Below are 17889 nucleotides of genomic sequence, written 5' to 3' on the forward strand. Positions count from 1 at the left end.
GGACCCGATTCGTGCAGCGCACGACACCTTCAGCCGGCTCAGAGGGGGTCTCGTGAGCGAGCACAGCGACTACGCCGGAGAGGAGTCGGCCTCAGCGGAGGCGGCCCACGACATCCGGCATGGCGTAGCGAGCGAGCGGATTTCCGGCCGAGCGCGAATTGTGCTGGTGGTGGCCACCCTGGCCTTCCTGGTCAACTTCTGGGCCTGGGCACTGCTCGCCCCACTGGCACCATCACTGGGACAGAGCATGCGGCTGACGCCGTTCACCCAAGCCCTGCTGGTCGCGCTGCCGGTGATGATCGGATCACTCGGCCGGGTCCCGGTCGGCTCGCTCACAGACCGCTACGGCGCCCGCCCGATGTTCACCCTGTTCAGCGCGCTGACGATCATCCCGGTGCTCACCATCGGTTACTTGGGCCGTTCGATGCCGGTCCTCATGACCGGCGCGATCCTGCTCGGGGTGGGCGGCACGACCTTCGCCATCGGCGTCCCGGCCGTCAACGCCTGGTTCCCCCGCAGGCGGCGCGGCATGGCCCTAGGCCTGTTCGGCCTCGGCACCGGCGGCACCGCCATCGCCTCGTTCACGACCATCCCGTTGACCAAGACCTTCGGCCCAACCGCGCCGTTCAACACCGTGGCCTTCGCCCTGGCCGTGGTGGCCGGGCTGTGCTGGGCGTTGTTGCGTGACCCCGCCGACCGCGTGGCCCCGACCGAATCCATGATCCGCCGCACGACCGACACCCTGCGAATGCCGGTGACCTGGCAACTGGCGATCCTCTACGCGCTGACCTTCGGCGGGTTCGTGGCCTTCAGCGTCTACCTGCCCACCTACCTCAAGACCGCCTTCGACCTCGACCCAGCAGACGCGGCCTTCCGCACAGCTGGATTCATCGTGCTCGCCGTCCTCGCCCGACCCCTCGGGGGCTGGCTATCCGACCACCTCTCCGGCACCCACGTCCTCGGCGGATGCTGCGTGCTCGCCGGGCTCCTCGCGGCACTGGCATCGGTCGAACTGCCCTTGATCCCCATCGGCACGATCGCGTTCCTCAGCCTGGCCGCAGTACTCGGCGCCGGCGCTGGGGCCGTCTTCGCGCTCGTCGGCACACTCGCACCCGAAGGCAAGGTAGGAGCAGTCACCGGTGTCGTGGGCGCCGCCGGCGGCCTGGGTGGGTTCTTCCCGCCCCTGGTCATGGGCTCGATCTACGGAACCGTGGGCGACTACACCTACGGCCTGGTACTGCTGGCCGTCACCGCGATGCTCTGCGCCCTGCTGACCTACACCGCATTGCGACACAGAGCCACCACCGCATAGTCCGCGTCCGGCCGGTCTCAGGGCGCGACGGCGACCGGGTCCGCGCCTGGTGGCCGCCGGTCCGAACAGTGCGGGACGTCCATCGCGGGAGCACACTGCGGTGCGAGACCGGGTGTCGGGTCCGGCTCACCCCGGTCGCAAGGGGACTCCGATGGGACGTCAGCAGCTGAGCGCACTTGACGTGGCGTTTCTGTGCTTGGAGCAGGAGACGACGCCGATGCATTTCGGCGCTCTCCTGATGTTCAGCGCACCGCCTGCAGCCGATCTCCGCAGGCTGGTGACGTTGCTGGGAGAGCGGGCAGGACGGTTACCACCGCTGCGTCAACGAGTTCGGTCGACGTGGTTTCCCCCAGGAGGCGCGACGTGGGTGGAGGAGCCTGGCTTTCGCATCGATGACCACCTGGCTCTGCACTACCTGGAACATCCGGGTGATCGCGAGGAGTTGATCGCTGTTGTCGCCGAACTCATGGCCCGCCCGCTGGAGTTGACCCATCCTTTGTGGCATCTGGAGGTGATCGGCGGGCTGGCCGACGGTGGCTTCGCCGTGCTGGCCAAGCTGCATCACGCCGTCTGCGACGGCCCCGGGGCAGTCGAGTTGGGTCTGGGTTTGTTCGACGGATTCACGGCGCCGGAACAACCTCCGGCACCATGTGAGGGTGGTTTCCGAGCTCGCGGTTTGGCTGCCGCGCGCTCAGCCAGCGACGTGCTGACCCACCCAGCCCGATTGATCGGAGGGGCCACGAAGGCGGCCGATCTGGTGAAGCAGGGCTACGAGGCAGCGGGGATCTTCTCAGCGATCGTCGGCGGAATCCGACGGCTCGATCCCGCCTCGCCGCTGCGGTGCGCCCACTGGCCCAGAAGACGGATCGAACTGTCCCGATTGAGCTTGTCAGACCTGCAGCGAGTTCGAGCGCTGCATGGGGGCACGATCAACGATGTCCTGCTGGCGCTGGTGGCAGGGGCACTGCGCGCGTGGCTCTCGTCGCAGGACTGCGATCTCGCGGGACGCACCGTGCGAGTCTTGGTGCCGGTCAACCTCCGTCAGGGCGGAGAATCCGGGTTCGGCCGCAACCAGGTGTCGGGCTATTTGTGCGAGCTGCCGGTGGGCGAGCCCGACCCGGTCAAGCGGCTGCACGCGATCCGCTCCGCGATGGATCGCAACAAAGCGGCCGGTCCCCGGCGAGGAGCCGGTGCCTTCCCCTTGCTTGCTGACCAGCTCCCACGGGCCGTGCATCGAATCGTGACACCGGCGGTCGGTGGCATGGCCCCTCTGCTGTACGACCTCGTCATCTCCAACGTGCCACTGCCCGCTGTCCCGCTGGCCCTGGGAGGCGCAGGACTGCGCGAGGTCTATCCCTTTGTTCCGCTCGCGACCGGACAAGCGATGGGCATCGCCGCCTGCAGCTATGGCGATGCCATGTGCCTGGGCATCTATGCAGACCCACGCACCGTGCCCGACCTCGCGAACTTCGCCGACTCGCTGGAACGGGCATTGGATGAGCTCGATGGGTGCGTCGAAACGACGGAGCGTGGCCGATCCAAGCTCGGCAGCGGTGAGCATCGAGAAATTCTGACCTAACCGGGTGTCTTGACTGCTGGGTTTTCGGGAAGTTTGTCCCTACCCCCGGCGTTGTTAGTGGTGACATGCTCTGCCGGAATTTGGGGGTTGGTGGGGTGCGATGTGGTGGTTCGGGACTGCGCGCGCGAATGACGTCGAATTTGAACCTGACGCCCAGGGATCGCTGGCGTCGGAAGGGCTCACCGTGACTGCATCGGACGGGGTGCCGCTGCACGCGGAAATCGTCGACAACGTCGCGAACGACGCGACCGTGATCTTCTGCCATGGCTACATGCTCGACTCGCAGAGCTGGCACTTCCAGCGGGCGGCGCTGGCCGACCAGGCCCGGCTCGTGCTGTGGGACCAGCGGGGACATGGCCTGTCCGGGTGGGCAACACCGTCCAACGCCACCATCGACCAACTGGGTCAGGACCTCTACGCGGTCCTGCTAGCGACCGCCCCGCAGGGTCCGGTGGTGTTGGTCGGTCACTCGATGGGCGGGATGGCCATCCTGGGGCTCGCCGAGTCGCATCCCGAGCTCTTCGGTGACCGCGTGGTGGGCACCGCCCTCATCGCCACCTCCGCAGGCGGCTTGTCTGGAATCACCCTGGGGTTGCCCGAGCCAGTAGCCCGCCTGCTGCACCAGGCCGTTCGCACCAGCTTGTCCCTGCTGCGTCGGCAACCACGCATGGTCGATGCCGTTCGCCGCGCGACTAGCCGCACGTCGTTACGGCTCACCCACCGCTACCTGTTTGCCGCACAGGTCCTGGAGTCTGTTGTCGAATCGACGGCCCGCCCGATAGCCTCGACCCCGATTTCGGTGATCGCGGAATTCTTCCCCGAACTCGACACCTTCGACAAACGCACGGCGCTGTCGGCACTCGGAAAGATTCCCACGCTGATCCTGGTCGGGGAACGAGACACGATCACGCCGGTAAGCCACAGCGAAGCCCTCGCCCGGGAAATCCTGGGGGCGGAAATGGTCGCCATCGCCGGTGCAGCGCACATGGTGATCCTGGAATCCCCACAAGGCGTCAACGCCCAACTCCAACGCTTGGTGGCACGCGTGACCCAACACAGCACCAGCTCCGGCGAGCAGCCCCGACAGGAATCGACAGGCTTAGCCTGACCCTCTATCTTGCAGCCGAGGTCGTCGACGGGTGCTACTTACAGTTGACGATTTGTGCGGCGATAGGCAAGCAATCCGGCCAGCGTCAACCCAGCGATCGCCACGGCAATGATCAGCAAGCGGCGCATGAGAGCAGCCCCTTCCAGACAACGATCTGAATCGAAAGATGTGAATGGAGAATTCAGTACACCAGCACTGACTGCCGCAGGCCCGCTCAGTAACCGCAGCGAGTGATCCCAGCCAGGTGCTCTGCGACGGGTCGACGCATGCTGTGGATCTCTCGTTTGAGCTGGCGCCGGTGGTCAGAGTGCATACCCTGCGCCAGCACGCCGGGCCAAGCGGTGGCTGTTGTTGGGTTTCATTGCGGGCGACCGCAACCGGGCAAGGTGCCCTACGGGTGCTGATGCCGCTGGATTGAAGCCGAAGGTCCGTTTTACCTGGCTGGGGGGATGCGGGTGGGCTGGTGAGGTGGCACCGAAGACAGCCGGGCACACCGGCAACGTACACCACAACCTGGGAGTGCATGAGGTTGTGCTGCTGTTGCAAACCGACCCGCATCGTGGGCTGACCCAGCCCGAGGCGAGTCGACGCCGGAACGCTACGGGCTGAACTCGTTACCCCAGGCGCGCACTGCCGGTCCGGTCCTCCGGGTGGTGCGGCAACTGCACTACCCGCTGGTGTATCTGTTGCTGGTCGCGGGGGCGGTGGCGCTGGCGTTCGGGGAGGGTGTCGACGCGAGCGTGATCTTCGGTGTGGTGCTGCTGAACACGGCCGTGGGGTTCGTGCAGGAGTCGAAGGCCGAGGCGGCGCTGGACGCGCTGCGGGCGATGGTGCGTACCCACGCGAGGGTGGTGCGGGAGTGGACGGTTCCGTCCGAGGACCTGGTGCCAGGTGATGTGGTGCTGGTCGGGGTCGGGGACAAGGTTCCGGCGGATCTTCGGCTGATCCGGCTGACCAACTTGCGTGTCGACGAGTCCGCATTGACCGGCGAGTCGGTCCCGGTGGTCAAGGACGAGGTAACGCTGCCCGAGATGATCCCGGTGGCCACCGGTGCCGAAACCGAACTGGGCAAGATCCACCGGCTCGTCGGCGCCGCCGAGGAGCTGGCGACACCGCTGACCCGCAAGCTCTCCTAGGTCAGCAAGGTCCTCACCGTGGTCATCCTTGCTCTGGCAGCGGTGACCTTCGCGATCGGCGTGGCCCCGGGCCAGGGCGGTGGAGATGTTCACCGCAGCGGTGGCGTTGGCCGTGGGGGCCATCCCCGAGGGACTCCCAGCTGCGGTCACCATCACCCTGGCCATCGGTGTGGCGCGCATGGCCCGCAGACGGGCGGTGATCCGGCGGCTGCCTGCGGTGGAGACCCTGGGCAGCACGACCGTGATCGGTTCGGACAAGACCGGCACGCTCACCGAAAACCAGATGACCGTCCGCACGGTATGGACGCCGGACGACCGGTTCGACGTGACCGGCTCGGGCTACGCCGCCGACGGAACCGTCCTCGACAGCACCGGCCAAGCCGAGGCGATGGTCAACAGCGAGGCGTTGCGTTGGTGTCTGCTTGCGGGCGCGTCCTGCAACGACGCCACACTCATCTCTCGTGATGGCAGACCAGGTGTGGTCGGCGACCCCACCGAGGGTGCCATGCTGGTGGTTGCGGGCAAGGCCGGTCTCGATCTCGACACGGATGTCGCTCACGCGTTTCCGCGCACCGCTGTGATCCCGTTCAGCTCCGAACGCCAGTACATGGCCACCCTGCACGAAGAAGCCGCCCATCACCGGTATGTGGTGTTCGCCAAGGGTGCGATCGAGCGGATTCTTGCGTTGTGCGCGGACGAGATGGCTGCCGACGGCACCGTCGAGCCGCTGGATCGGCAGGCAGTGGTCACGGCTGCTGACGATCTGGGCGGAGCGGCTCACCTCGCGCGCTGGTGCCGGGGTTCGCGGCGACGTTACGGCCAACCTCATGTCCGGGTGGTGAGGAAGTCCACTGTGGAGCGCATTGTGGTGAGCTTGTCGTAGTCGTCTTCGTCGATGCGGATGCCGGCGGCGTTGCCGAGCGCTTCGACGAAGGTGAGGAAGTCCAGCGAGTCCAGTTCGAGTGCCTCGCGGAAGTTCTCGTGTTCGTCCAGGGTGTCGAGGTCGGCCCCGGGCATGGCCTTGCGCAGCGCGTCGTGCACGAGGTCGCGGGCGCGGTCCGGCGTGATCGGCTGGGGCATCACAGGTCCCCCGGGTGTTGCAAGAACGTGTCGACGGCAGTGAGGAAGCGGGCGCCGGTGGCGCCGTCAGTGGCTCGGTGGTCGCCGGAGAGCGTTGCGGTGACCAGCGGCCGGATACCGAGCAGATCGCCGATCGCCCACGGTCGGTGACTGACCGCGCCGAATCCGACGAGAGCCACTTGTGGTGGGTAGATCACGCCTTGGACGGATTCGACACCGAGCTCGCCGAGGTTGGTCACGGTGATGGTGGCCGGTGCGGTGTCCGAGGAACGCAGACGACCATTGCGGGCGCGGGAGACCAGCTCGCGCAGGCGGCGCATGACTTCGGTGAGGGGGAGCTGTTCGGCGTTGGGGATGCTGGGGGTAAGCAGACCGCCGCCGTGCAGTGACACGGCGACACCCAGGTGTACTGCGTCTGCGGGCTGGAAGCGGTCGTTGGTCCAGTGGCCGTTGAGGTCGGGGACCTCGCGCGCGGCGAGTGCGCTGGCTTTGAGCAAGAGTGCGGCGGGTACGATGCGGTCTGCCACCGGGGCGTGGCGGTTGCGTTCACGTAGCCATTCGAGTGCATTCGCGAGGTCGATGGTGCTGATGAGGTAGTAGTGCGGGATCTCGCGTTTCGACCTGGCCATGAGCGCTGCGATGGCGTGCCGCATGGCCTCCGCGCTGCGTTCGCCCGTGCTTGGGCGTGATGGCGCGGCAGGAGGTTTCTCCGCTGCGGCGCGTACATCGCGTGCTCGAACGGATCCGTTGGCGCCGGTTCCGGTCAGCCGGTTCGGGTCGACGCCGAGTTCGGTGGCCAGCCGTCGGGCGTAGGGCGAGATCCGCGGCCGCGTTGCTGCGGGTGCCTTGACGGGTGGTGTTTCGATGCGCCGGTGAATGGCGGCTTCGACGTCGGCGTGAGTGACGGCTCCTCCGTGGCCGGTGCCGTGGATCGTCGTGAGGTCGATGCCGTGTTGTGCGGCGAGTTTGCGCACCGGGGGCGTGGCAACCGTCGGGTGAGGTTGGGGTGTCGGCGCGGCGGGTTGGAGTGGTGCGGGGCCGGAGGGGGCTCCGTGCGCACCGGTGGAGATGATAGCGAGCGGGCTGCCGACCGGTACCGTCTGGCCCGGTTGCACGAGTAGGCGGTCGATGATGCCGGTGTCGAAGCATTCCACCTCGATGGTGGCCTTCTCGGTGTCCACGGCCGCGACGAGATCTCCCTTGTGGACGGTGTCACCGGGCTGGACAAGCCATTCGACGAGGGTGCCCTGCTCCATGTCCGCACCCAGGGACGGCATCCGGAACTCGGCCATCTCAGCCCACCACCCGCCGCGCCGCGGCCACCACGTCGTCGGTCTGGGGCAGGGCGGCGTCTTCGAGGTGTTTGGCGTAGGGCATGGGGACCTCGGCGGTGCACACCCGTTCCACAGGGGCGTCGAGGTCGTAGAAGGCGTGTTCAGTGATGCGCGCGGCGATCTCGGCCGAAAGGCTGCCGCTGCGCCATCCCTCGTCGACCACGACGGCGTGGTGGGTGCGCCGGACGGAGTCGAGGATGCTCGCCTCGTCCAGCGGGCGCAGCGTGCGTAGGTCGATGACGTCGGCCTCGATGCCCTCGGCGGCGAGTTGTTCGGCGGCGGCCAGCGTTGTGGGCAGGGTGCCGCCATAGGTGATGAGTGAGATGTCGGTGCCTGTGCGGCGGAGGGCTGCGTTGTCGATATCCACCGCATCGGCCGGTTCATCAAGGTCCCCGGCGGCGTTGTAGAGCGAGCCGTGCTCGAACACCAGCACCGGGTCCGGGCACTCCAGCGCCGGGCGCAGCATGCCACGGGCGTCCGGCAGGGTGGCCGGGGTGATGATGCGCAGTCCGGGGATGTGGGCGTACCAGCCTTCCAGACTGTGGGAGTGCTGCGCGGCGAGCTGACGTCCGGCACCGGTGGTCATGCGGATGACCAGCGGGACGCTGAGCTGCCCGCCGGACATGTGCAGCAGGGTGGCGGCGTTGTTGAGGATCTGATCCAGGGCCAGCAGGCTGAAGTTGACGGTCATGATCTCCACGATGGGGCGCATCCCGGCCAGTGCCGCGCCGATGCCGGCGCCGACGAACGCCGACTCCGACAGCGGGGTGTCCCGGATGCGCTCTGGGCCGAACTCCTCCAGGAGGCCGAGGCTGACGGCGAAGCAGCCGCCGTAGCGGCCGACGTCCTCGCCCATGAGGAACACACGCTCGTCGTCGCGGAGTGCTTCGCGCAGCGCCTCCCGGATGGCGTCGCGGTAGGTGGTGTGCACGGCGGTCATGGCTGCTCGGTATAAACGAAACGGGTCAGGTCCTCGACGGGCTCGAGCGCTCCGGCCTGTGCTTCGGAAACCGCCCCATCCAGCTCGGTGTCCATTTCGGACCCCAATGCGGTCAGGGTCTCGTCGGTGAGTTCGCCGTCGTCGCGCATGCGGGCGGTGAGCCGGTCGATCGGGTCGTACTGCTTCCAGTGTTCAACTTCGGCTTTGTCGCGGTAGCGTTCCGCGTCGTACATCGAGTGCGCCCGGAACCGGTAGGTCCGCAGTTCCAGGAAGCACGGCCCGGGGCTGCCACGCATGGTCTCCACCGCGCGATGGCCCGCAGCGGCGACGGCCTCCGCATCCATCCCGTCGACGGCCCACGACGGCATCCCGTAGGAGCTCGCCCGCAGCGCCAGGTCGGTCTCGGCCTGCGCTCGGGCAAGAGCGGTACCCATGGCGTAGAGGTTGTTCTCGCAGCAGAACAGCACCGGCAGCCGCCACAGTGCGGCCAGGTTCAAGCATTCGTGGAACTCGCCCTCGGCGACGGCGCCGTCGCCGAACAGGCACGCAGTGACCTGCGGACGACCGCGCATCGCATCGGCCAGCGCGAGCCCCACGGCGATCGGCAGTCCTCCTCCGACGATCGCGTTGCCGCCGTAGAACCGCCGGGAGACGTCGAAGAGGTGCATCGATCCGCCACGTCCCCGGCTGCATCCGGTGACGCGGCCGAACATCTCGGCCATCACCGAGACCATTGGGACCCCGCGGGCGAGGGCGTGGCCGTGTTCGCGGTAAGTGGACACCACGGCGTCGTCGGGGCTCAGCGCCTGCATCAAACCCGCCGCGACGGCTTCTTCGCCGATGTAGAGGTGCATGAATCCGCGGATTTCCGCGGTGCTGTAGAGCTCGACGCAGCGCTCTTCGAAGCGGCGGATCCGCAGCATTTGCCGCAGCAATTCGGTGCGGTGCTTGGCCTTAGCGCTGGTCGCTGGTGATCCTCGTCGGCTCATCGCGTCTTCTCCAGTGTGGACAGATCTCCTTCCGGGAGGCCGAGTTCCCGGGATTTGAGCAACCGGCGCATGACCTTTCCGCTGCGGGTGTGCGGAAGGTCGTCGTCGAAGGTGAGTTCTTTCGGGGCCACCGCGCCGAGCCGACGTCGACCGAAGGCCAGCAATTCGGTGCGCAGCTCCTCACTTGGTGTATGCCCCGGGCGTAGCGACACGAACGCCTTCACCAGCTCTCCGGCGACCGGGTCCGGTTTGCCGATCACTCCGGCTTCGGCCACCGCCGGGTGCTCCATCAAGGTGCTTTCCACTTCGAAGGGCCCGACGAGATGACCGGCGGACTTGATCACGTCGTCAGCTCGGCCGACGAACCAGTAGTAGCCATCGGAGTCCCGCGCGGCGATGTCGCCGGTGAGGTACCAGCCGTCGGCGAACGCCGCCGCATACCGGGCCTCGTCGTGCAGATAACCGCGGAACATCGACGGCCACCCGGGCCGCAACGCGAGCTCGCCCTCGACGTCGGCGCCGGTCAATTCGCGCACCTTCCCGTGCTCGACGCGGGCCCGGCCGTCCTCGCCGCGCTCCAGCAGGCCGGCTTCGACGCCGGGCACCGGGCGGCCCATCGACCCGGGCCGGACCTCCTCGGCCGGATAGTTACTGATCATGATCGCGCCGGTCTCAGTCTGCCACCAGTTGTCGTGGACGGGCAGCCCCAGCACGTCTTGACCCCACACCACGACTTCGGGGTTGAGCGGCTCTCCGACGCTGGCGACATACCGCAGGGCGGACAGGTCGTAGCGGGACGCCAGCTCCGGACCGTGTCGCATCAACATGCGCAGCGCGGTCGGGGCGGTATACCAGACGGTGACGCGCTGCTCGGCGAGCACGCGGTACCAGCGCCGCGCGTCGAACTCGCCCTCATCGCTGACCACGGTGGTGCCGTGCGTCAAGGGAGCGATGATCCCGTAGGAAGTGCCGGTGACCCAGCCGGGATCTGCGGTGCACCAGAACACGTCATCCGGACGCAAGTCCAGCGCATACGCTGCGGTGGCGTGGTGCGCGACCACCGCGTCATGCACGTGCACGGCGCCTTTTGGCCTGCCTGTGGTGCCGCTGGTGAAGTGCAGCAACGCCCAATCCTCTGGCGACGTCGGCGGGATCTCGAAATCGGTGCCAGCCCGCGCGAGCGCGTCCGCCAAATCGATGGTCCCAGGTTCCGCGTCTCCGTCGCCGACTAGAAGCACGTGCCGCAACTGTGGCAGGTCGGCGCGGATCTGTCGGATCTTGTTCCGGTACAGCCGCGGCGTCGTCACCAGCACGGCCCCGGCACCGATCCGAAGCCGATCGAAGACCGGTTGCGGCCCGAACGCCGAGAACAACGGTGCCAGCACACAGTTGGCCTTCAAGGTCCCCAGGGCAACCACGTACAGCGCGGGAACGCGACCGAGCAAGGTGTACACCCGTTCGCCGCGTCGGACTCCGAGCCCGCGCAGGAGGTTCGCGAACCGGCTGGTCTGCTCCCGCAACTCTGCGTAACTGACTGCCGTCACCTGGTCTTGCTTGTCCACACAACGCAGCGCAGCGACGTGCGCCCGCTCCCCAGCGGCATGCCGGTCCACCGCTTCGTGAGCGATGTTCAAGCCCCGGCACCCAGGAAGGCCGGACAGCTGCAACCGGGCGACCGACCAGTCGAACTCACGTCGGACCTGGTCGTACTCGCCGAGGTTCGACACAATGCGCTGCTCGTCCGGCTTGCTGATGGGCTCCCACCGCATCGGGCCTCCTTCCCGCCATGCCTGACCAGGCAAGCCCGCTGACGACTACGCCCGCTAGAGGCCAACGGCTCTCGCAGGGACGCACCTGGCCTGGTGGCTCTTCCCGCGTGACCGGTGGCTCGCGTGGCGAGCGGGTACTCACAGGTGTCGACGCTGCGGTGAGGGCTTGGAGGTGCGCGACCTCGCGCTGAGGACGCGGTCACCCACGGGCTGGGCGCAGTCATCGCGGGTCGTATACGTGGATGGGAGGCGGCAGGTGAGTGGCCAGGCCGATCGGGGTGCTCGCGACGGGCACCGCACCGCTGTGCTCGATGTCAGCGGGATGTTGTGGGCGTCGGAGCAGAGCATTGTGGGCTCGGTGCTGGCCCGACGACCAGGGGTGGTCGTGGTCGAGACGAATCCGGTGGCCCAGACGGCGACGGTGACCTTCGACCCTGGGCGGACTTCGCTGGCCGAGTTGCGTCGCTGGGTGCGGGAGTGCGGCTACCACTGCGCCGGTCAGTCTGTGCCGTCCCACATCTGCGACCCGTTGCTGGAACCGGGTGCGCGGGTAGCGGCTCCGCCTGCTGAGGTCGTGGAGGCGCCGCCGGAGGCCGTGTCGATGGCGGGGATGGTCGCCGACATGCGCAACCGGTTCCTGGTGGCGTTGGTGTTCTCGATCCCGATCGTGGTGTGGTCGCCGATCGGGGTCGAGGTCCTGGGCTTGGACGTGCCGGTGCCGTTTGGGTTGCGGCAGGATGTGTGGGCGTTGCTGCTGAGCCTGCCGGTGATCTTCTACTCCTGTTCGATCTTCTTTGCCGGTGCGATGCGGGCGCTTCGGGCGCGCACGCTGGACATGATGGTGCTGGTCGCCGTCGCGGTCGGCGCCGGGTGGCTGTACTCGCTGGTGGTCACGGCCACCGGCGGTGGGGAGGTGTTCTACGAGGCCGCGACCGTGCTGGCGGCGTTCGTGCTGCTCGGGCACTGGTTCGAGATGCGAGCACGCGGAGGAGCAAACGACGCGATCCGCACCCTGCTCGACCTCGCACCGCCCAAGGCGCTCGTCGTCCGCAACACCGAGCCGGTGGAAATCCCGACGGCCGAGGTGGTCGTGGGCGATCTGCTCCTGGTGCGGCCGGGAGCCAAGATCGCCGTCGACGGCGTGGTCGTCGACGGCGACAGCGAGGTCGACGAATCGATGGTCACCGGCGAGAGCCTCCCGGTGCACAAGCATCCCGGTTCAGTAGTCGTCGGGGCCACGATCAACACCCACGGGACCCTGCGGGTGCGGGCGACCAAGGTCGGTTCGGATACCGCTCTGGCTCAGATCGTGCAGCTCGTGCAGGCGGCTCAGAACTCCAAGGCGCCGGGCCAGCGGCTGGCCGACCGCGCCGCGTTCTGGCTGGTGCTGGTCGCACTGGTCGGCGGTGGGCTGACGCTGGCGGCGTGGCTGGTTGCCGAAAGCCCGTTCAGCGCGGCGATCCTGTTCGCCATCACGGTCGTGGTCATCACCTGCCCGGACGCCCTGGGGTTGGCGACACCGACGGCGATCATGGTCGGCACCGGTCTGGGCGCCGCGCGCGGGGTGCTGTTCAAGAACGCGATGGCGCTGGAGACATCGGCTCGTGTCCAGGTCGTGGTCATGGACAAGACGGGCACCCTGACCAAGGGTGAGCCGGAGGTGACCGACGTCCACACCGACGGCATCTCCGAGGATGCGTTGATCGGGTTGGTGGCCGCGGTTGAACGGGAGTCCGAGCATCCGCTGGCGTCGGCGATCGTCGGCCACGCGCGCAGCCAGGACCTCGACACATTGCGCGCCGAACGGTTCGAGGCGGTCCCCGGACATGGCGCCATCGCCGAAGTGGCGGGTCGAAAGGTCGTGGTGGGCAACCGGAAGCTGCTGGAGCGAGAAGGCATTGACTTCGGGACGCTGAGCCAGCGCCGGGACGAGTTGGCCACCACCGGCCGCACCGTGGTGCTTGCTGCGGTCGACGGGCGCGCGGCCGGGGTCATCGGTATTGCCGACGCTCCGCGCGAGACCTCGGCCGACGCGGTGGCAGCCCTGCACGGCCTCGGCGTCGAGGTCGCGATGCTCACCGGCGACAACCAAGCCACTGCCGAGCGGATCGCGCAGCGGCTGGGCATCGACACCGTCATCGCCGAAGTCCTGCCCGGCGACAAGGCGGCCAAGATCGCCGAACTGCAAAGCACCGGCCGCACGGTCGCCATGGTCGGCGACGGCGTCAACGACGCACCCGCCCTCGCCCAAGCCGACGTGGGGATCGCGATCGGAGCCGGCACGGACGTGGCCATCGAGACCGCCGACGTCGTGCTCATGCGCTCCGATCCCGTCGGTGTTCCCACCGCGCTGCGCATAGGCCGCGGCACGCTGCGCAAGATGCGGCAGAATCTCGGCTGGGCCATCGGCTACAACGCGATCGCGCTGCCCATCGCCGCCGGCGTGTTCGAACCCGCCTTCGGTCTCATGCTCCGCCCGGAGATCGCAGCGCTGACCATGTCCGGATCCAGCGTGATCGTTGCCGTCAACGCCCTCGCCCTCAAACGACTACACCTCCCCGCCGGGCCCGCCCAATCGCCTCCGCCGCATGGGAGGTGATCGCGGCAGCCGAAGACGAGCGACCGCACAGATGCGCAGGATGACGGATGCGGCCGAGGCGATCCGAGCAGGGCAGGGGAGTTGACCCGCGAACGCGTCGGCTCCGGGTCGATGAGGTCCCGGATCGGGGTAGCCGGGCGGGTGAAGGGCTGGTCCGGCCGTGGGCCAGGGGGTGAGCGGAATGCTTGGCGGCGAGAGCGTGGAGCGGGCCGAAGAGACTAGCGTCGAGGTGCGGAGACGGCTGCCGCGTCGAGTTTACGAGCGTGAGCTTTTCCAGTTGCAGGCGGAGTTGGTGAAGCTGCAGGAGTGGGTTCGGGCCGAGGGTGCGCGGCTTGTGGTGGTCTTCGAGGGGCGTGATGCGGCCGGTAAGGGGAGCACGATCAAGCGGGTGGCCGAGTACCTCAATCCCCGGGTAGCGCGGATCGTGGCGCTTCCGGCGCCGTCCGAGCGAGCGCGCTCGCAGTGGTACTTCCAGCGTTACGTCGAGCAGTTGCCTGCGGCGGGGGAGATGGTGCTGTTCGATCGCAGTTGGTACAACCGCGCCGGCGTCGAGTACGTGATGGGGTTCTGCACACAGCGGGAGTACCGGCTGTTTCTCCGGCAGTGCCCGGTGTTCGAGCGCCTGCTCGTCGAGGATGGCCTGTTGCTGCGGAAGTACTGGTTCTCGATCAGCCAGGTCGAGCAGGAACGGCGCCTGCGCAAGCGCGTTGATGATCCGATGCGCCGGTGGAAACTGTCGCCCATCGATCTGGAATCGGTGTCCCGCTGGCAGGAGTATTCGCGGGCCAGGGACGAGATGCTCGCGGCTACCGATACGCCCGAGGCGCCGTGGTACCTGGTGGAGAGCGAGGACAAGCGCCGGGGGCGGATCAACATGATCGCTCACCTGCTGTCCAGCGTCCCCTATTACGAGGTGCCGCGCCCCCAGGTGGACCTGCCCGCGCGGCAGCAGCCCGGCGACTACGAGCGGCCGTCCCGGGAGAACTACACCTACGTGCCTGACCACGCCGCTTCGCTCTGATACGGGCGTGCCGGTGCTGGTGTTCAAGGAGCGAAAGCCGTGGGGTCCCCACCTCGGGGTGGGCGTTCCAGGGAGAATCGTGCGGTTTCTCCTGGCCCGAGGGGGATGATGCGCGGACCGCAGGCGCAGGCCACGGGGAGGCGGGCCCGCCCGGGTGCGGTTCTCACCGTGGCGGTTCGGCCGGTGATCTTGATGGTGAGGGGTTGGCCGCGGTAGCGGATGGACAGCTCCAGCGGGCCTAGTTCGGCGGGCCACAAGGGGTTGAACCGCAGGGTGTCGTCGCGGACTTCGATGCCGGCGAAGCAGCGTTGCAGGAGGTCGATGCTGCCGGCCATGGCGGCTAGGTGGATGCCTTCGGCCGTGGTGCCGTGCTGGGTGTCGTGGATGTCGCTGGCGAGCACATTGTCGAAGAACTCCAGTGCCTGGTGGCGGCGGCCGCGGGCGAGGACCCAGGCGTGCACGACGGCGCTGAGGGTAGATCCGTGGCTGGTGCGCTTGAGGTAGTACTCGATGTTGTCTGGAATGGCGGGCATCGGGTAACCGAGCCTGGTGAGGATCTCTTCGAGTTCTTCAGCCGACAGCAGGTAGAACAGCATCAGCACGTCGGCTTGCTTGGACACCTGGTAGCGGTTCGGGTCGTCGTTCTCGCCTTCGAGGATGCGGTCGAGGCGTTGGATGTCGCCGTAGTGCTGCCGGTAGGCGTCCCAGTCGAGTTCGGCGAGCCGGTCGTAGCCTTCGAACTGGCTGATGATTCCGTTGCCGTGGAAGGGCACGAACATGCGATGTGCGATGCGTTTCCAGCGGTCGATCTCGCCGTGGCGGAGGTCGAGTGCGTCGGTGAGCTCGGTGCGGCGCTCGACCGGCAGCTCGTGCAGGACCTGTACCGCGGTGTGGCACAGCCAGGCGGTCATGATGTTGGTGTAGGCGTTGTTGTCGATTCCCGGTCGGTCGCTTCCGGGGTAGGCGGTGTGGTACTCGTCCGGGCCGACGACGCCGCGGATGACGTAGCGGTCGCGGCTGCGGTCGTAGTGGGCGAGCGAGGCGAAGAACCGGGCGATTTCCAGGATCATCTCCGCGCCGTAGTCGCTGAAGAACTCGTCGTCCCCGGTGGCCTGGTGGTAGTGCCAGATGTTGTGCGCGATGGCGATGCCGATGTGGCGCTGAAGATGCGTGTTGTCCGGAAGCCACCGCCCCGAGCGGGGGTTGAGGTGCAGCAGCTGGCTTTCCTCCCGGCCGTTGCTGCCGCTCTGCCACGGGAACATCGCCCCGGCGAATCCCGCATCGCGAGCGGCGTTCCGGGCCTGTTGCAGTCGGCGGTAGCGGTAGAGCAGCAATGCCCGGCTCAACTGCGGCATCCGCAGGTTGAGACTCGGCAGGACGAACAGCTCGTCCCAGAACACGTGGCCGCGATACGCCTCGCCGTGCAGACCACGGGCCGGTAGCCCGACGTCGAGATCCGTGGTGTTGGGCGACACGGTTTGCAGCAGGTGGAACAGGTGCAGGTGCACCGCCTGCTGCGCGTCCTCACTCATCGATAGTCCACAATGGAAAGCGCTGTGCAGGCGTGCCCATGCCAGGCTATGGGATCGGCACAACTCGTCGAAACCGGCTGCGTCCCGCACCTGCTCGACGGCCTCGGCAGCGGGTTCGGTGCTGGCGAAGTCCCGCGAGGTGTGCAGCGCGATGATCTTCTCCACCCGCACTTCGGTGTTCCGGTCGACCTCGACGGTGAGATCGTGGGCGATCAGGTCCTCGCGACGTAGGAGTGACCGGTCGGCGTCGACCAGTTCGCCGCCGACGAACACCCGGACGCGCTCGGCCTCAGCGATGCGGATGTGCGACTGGGACGTTAGCGCCTGCAGGACAACGATGTTCGGGGCGACTTCAGCGATGCGATGATCGACGAGGTGTCGGCCGCCCAGGGCACGGTAGCGGGCGACCCCGCTGTTGGTCACGTTGCCGTCGATGCCGCTGCGGAACGTCAGCGGCCCTGACCAGTCTTCCGCGACGAGCGTGGTCTCCAGACCGGCGAGGTGGGGCGAGGCCATGTGCACGAAGCGGCGCTGCACGATCCTGGTCGTCCGCGCGTGCCCGTCGCGGAAGCGCAGCCGTCGGACCAGGATACCGCGTTCGAGATCCAACTCCTGCTCGTAGTCGAGCACCTCGACCTGCGCCAGATCGAACCACGGGCCCTCATCGATCCGGAAGGTCAGCAGCAGCCAGTTCGGCATGTTGACCAACGACTCGGTTTCCACCTCGCGGCCGGACACCGTCGAGGTAAGTCGGTTGTAGCAGCCCGCGACGTAGGTGCCCGGGTAGTGCGCCGCATCGGCACGGGATTCCGGCGCGGCGCCACGGGTCGCGAAGTACCCGTTGCCCAGCGTGCTCAAGGCCTCCCGGCGGCCTTCGTCATCCGGGTTGAAGTCGCCAAAGCGGTACTGCCAGGTGGTCATGAGGGCCGCGGTCAGGTTTCCGCGGGCTCGCGGACGATGACGACGGGGCAGTGCGCGTGGTGCACGACGTGCTGGCTGACCGAGCCGAGCAACGCCTCGGTGAATCCCCCGTGCCCGCGGTTGCCGACGACGATCAGATCCGCCCGGGTTTCATCGGCGGCGTCGAGCAAGGCGCGCGCGGGATGGCCCTGAGCGACTTCTTTGTGGATCTCTACTGGGCTGGTGTCGCCCAGTACTTCGTCGATGACGGTGCTGAGTGTGGTGGCGGTGTTGTGCGCGAAGTCCTGGGGGCCGGGGACTTCCCAGTTGTAGATCATCGGCAGGTCCCACACCATGATCGCGGTGATGCTCCCGCCGACCAGGCCCGCATGCCAGGCCGCCCAGCGCAAGGCGGCCTTCGACGACGGCGACCCGTCCACCCCGACCACGATCGTGTACTGGTGTTCGTTGCTGCTCATGGCGGCCTCCCCCGACGGTGCCCGCACCAAGGATGTGCCGCGGATGAGCAGCGCGCACCAGCACGCCGGACCGCCGAATAGCCCGGCAGCACACCGCGTACTCGCCGCTGA

At 67.7% G+C, this 17889-nt stretch carries 14 protein-coding genes and 1 pseudogene; 8 read left to right on the plus strand and 7 right to left on the minus strand.

What is annotated here, in order from left to right:
• Positions 1-52: 52 nt before the first annotated feature.
• The 6 genes and pseudogenes from BJ970_RS24910 to BJ970_RS39035 all read left to right on the plus strand — a co-directional run bounded on the left by BJ970_RS24910 (position 53) and on the right by BJ970_RS39035 (position 6018).
• Complete coding sequence (locus BJ970_RS24910) at positions 53-1312, plus strand: MFS transporter (protein WP_312864398.1); 1260 nt, start codon at positions 53-55, stop codon at positions 1310-1312.
• A gap of 151 nt (positions 1313-1463) precedes the next feature.
• Entirely contained in the window at positions 1464-2891 is a 1428-nt protein-coding gene (locus BJ970_RS24915) for a wax ester/triacylglycerol synthase family O-acyltransferase (protein WP_184728438.1), read from the plus strand.
• 184 nt (positions 2892-3075) lie between these two features.
• Entirely contained in the window at positions 3076-3999 is a 924-nt protein-coding gene (locus tag BJ970_RS24920) for an alpha/beta fold hydrolase (RefSeq protein ID WP_184728439.1), read from the plus strand.
• A 531-nt stretch (positions 4000-4530) separates the two neighbouring features.
• Positions 4531-4646 (plus strand): annotated as a pseudogene (locus BJ970_RS39025) (cation-transporting P-type ATPase); the annotation flags it as partial.
• Positions 4647-4649: 3 nt separating this feature from the next.
• Positions 4650-5135 (plus strand): HAD-IC family P-type ATPase, encoded by a 486-nt coding sequence (locus BJ970_RS39030; RefSeq protein WP_312864468.1) that lies wholly within the window; start codon positions 4650-4652, stop codon positions 5133-5135.
• 85 nt (positions 5136-5220) lie between these two features.
• Positions 5221-6018: an HAD-IC family P-type ATPase gene (locus BJ970_RS39035; RefSeq protein ID WP_281399484.1), complete on the plus strand. Its 798-nt coding sequence runs from the start codon at positions 5221-5223 to the stop codon at positions 6016-6018.
• Here the strand turns inward: BJ970_RS39035 and BJ970_RS24930 are convergent.
• The 5 genes from BJ970_RS24930 to acsA are packed head-to-tail and all read right to left on the minus strand — an operon-like array spanning position 5961 to position 11247.
• Positions 5961-6215 carry an acyl carrier protein gene (locus BJ970_RS24930; protein WP_184728440.1) on the minus strand — a complete coding sequence of 85 codons (255 nt, stop codon included), beginning with the start codon at positions 6213-6215 and terminating at the stop codon, positions 5961-5963. The two genes, BJ970_RS39035 and BJ970_RS24930, sit on opposite strands and share 58 nt — an antisense overlap.
• A complete protein-coding gene (locus BJ970_RS24935; protein WP_184728441.1) occupies positions 6215-7507 on the minus strand; it encodes a dihydrolipoamide acetyltransferase family protein in 1293 nt (430 codons plus the stop codon). Before BJ970_RS24935 ends, BJ970_RS24930 begins: the two co-directional genes overlap by 1 nt.
• A 1-nt stretch (position 7508) precedes the next feature.
• Positions 7509-8489, minus strand: a complete 981-nt coding sequence (locus tag BJ970_RS24940; RefSeq protein ID WP_184728442.1) for an alpha-ketoacid dehydrogenase subunit beta — start codon at positions 8487-8489, stop codon at positions 7509-7511.
• Positions 8486-9478 carry a pyruvate dehydrogenase (acetyl-transferring) E1 component subunit alpha gene (pdhA, locus tag BJ970_RS24945; protein WP_184728443.1) on the minus strand — a complete coding sequence of 331 codons (993 nt, stop codon included), beginning with the start codon at positions 9476-9478 and terminating at the stop codon, positions 8486-8488. Before pdhA ends, BJ970_RS24940 begins: the two co-directional genes overlap by 4 nt.
• A complete protein-coding gene (gene acsA / locus BJ970_RS24950) occupies positions 9475-11247 on the minus strand; it encodes an acetate--CoA ligase (protein ID WP_184728444.1) in 1773 nt (590 codons plus the stop codon). Before acsA ends, pdhA begins: the two co-directional genes overlap by 4 nt.
• 256 nt (positions 11248-11503) lie before the next feature.
• Between acsA and BJ970_RS24955 the strand changes: the two genes are divergently transcribed.
• Both BJ970_RS24955 and ppk2 read left to right on the plus strand, forming a co-directional pair.
• Positions 11504-13846 carry a heavy metal translocating P-type ATPase gene (locus BJ970_RS24955; RefSeq protein ID WP_184728445.1) on the plus strand — a complete coding sequence of 781 codons (2343 nt, stop codon included), beginning with the start codon at positions 11504-11506 and terminating at the stop codon, positions 13844-13846.
• Positions 13847-14027: 181 nt separating this feature from the next.
• Positions 14028-14867 carry a polyphosphate kinase 2 gene (gene ppk2 / locus BJ970_RS24960; protein WP_184728446.1) on the plus strand — a complete coding sequence of 280 codons (840 nt, stop codon included), beginning with the start codon at positions 14028-14030 and terminating at the stop codon, positions 14865-14867.
• Between the two features lie 23 nt (positions 14868-14890).
• Here ppk2 and BJ970_RS24965 read toward each other — a convergent pair whose 3' ends face one another.
• Entirely contained in the window at positions 14891-17320 is a 2430-nt protein-coding gene (locus BJ970_RS24965; RefSeq protein WP_184728447.1) for a glycoside hydrolase family 65 protein, read from the minus strand.
• An 11-nt stretch (positions 17321-17331) separates the two neighbouring features.
• Positions 17332-17778, minus strand: coding sequence for a universal stress protein (locus BJ970_RS24970; RefSeq protein WP_184728448.1), 447 nt, complete (start codon positions 17776-17778; stop codon positions 17332-17334).
• Positions 17779-17889 lie beyond the last annotated feature (111 nt).

The sequence above is a fragment of the Saccharopolyspora phatthalungensis genome (assembly GCF_014203395.1).
Lineage (GTDB): Bacteria > Actinomycetota > Actinomycetes > Mycobacteriales > Pseudonocardiaceae > Saccharopolyspora > Saccharopolyspora phatthalungensis.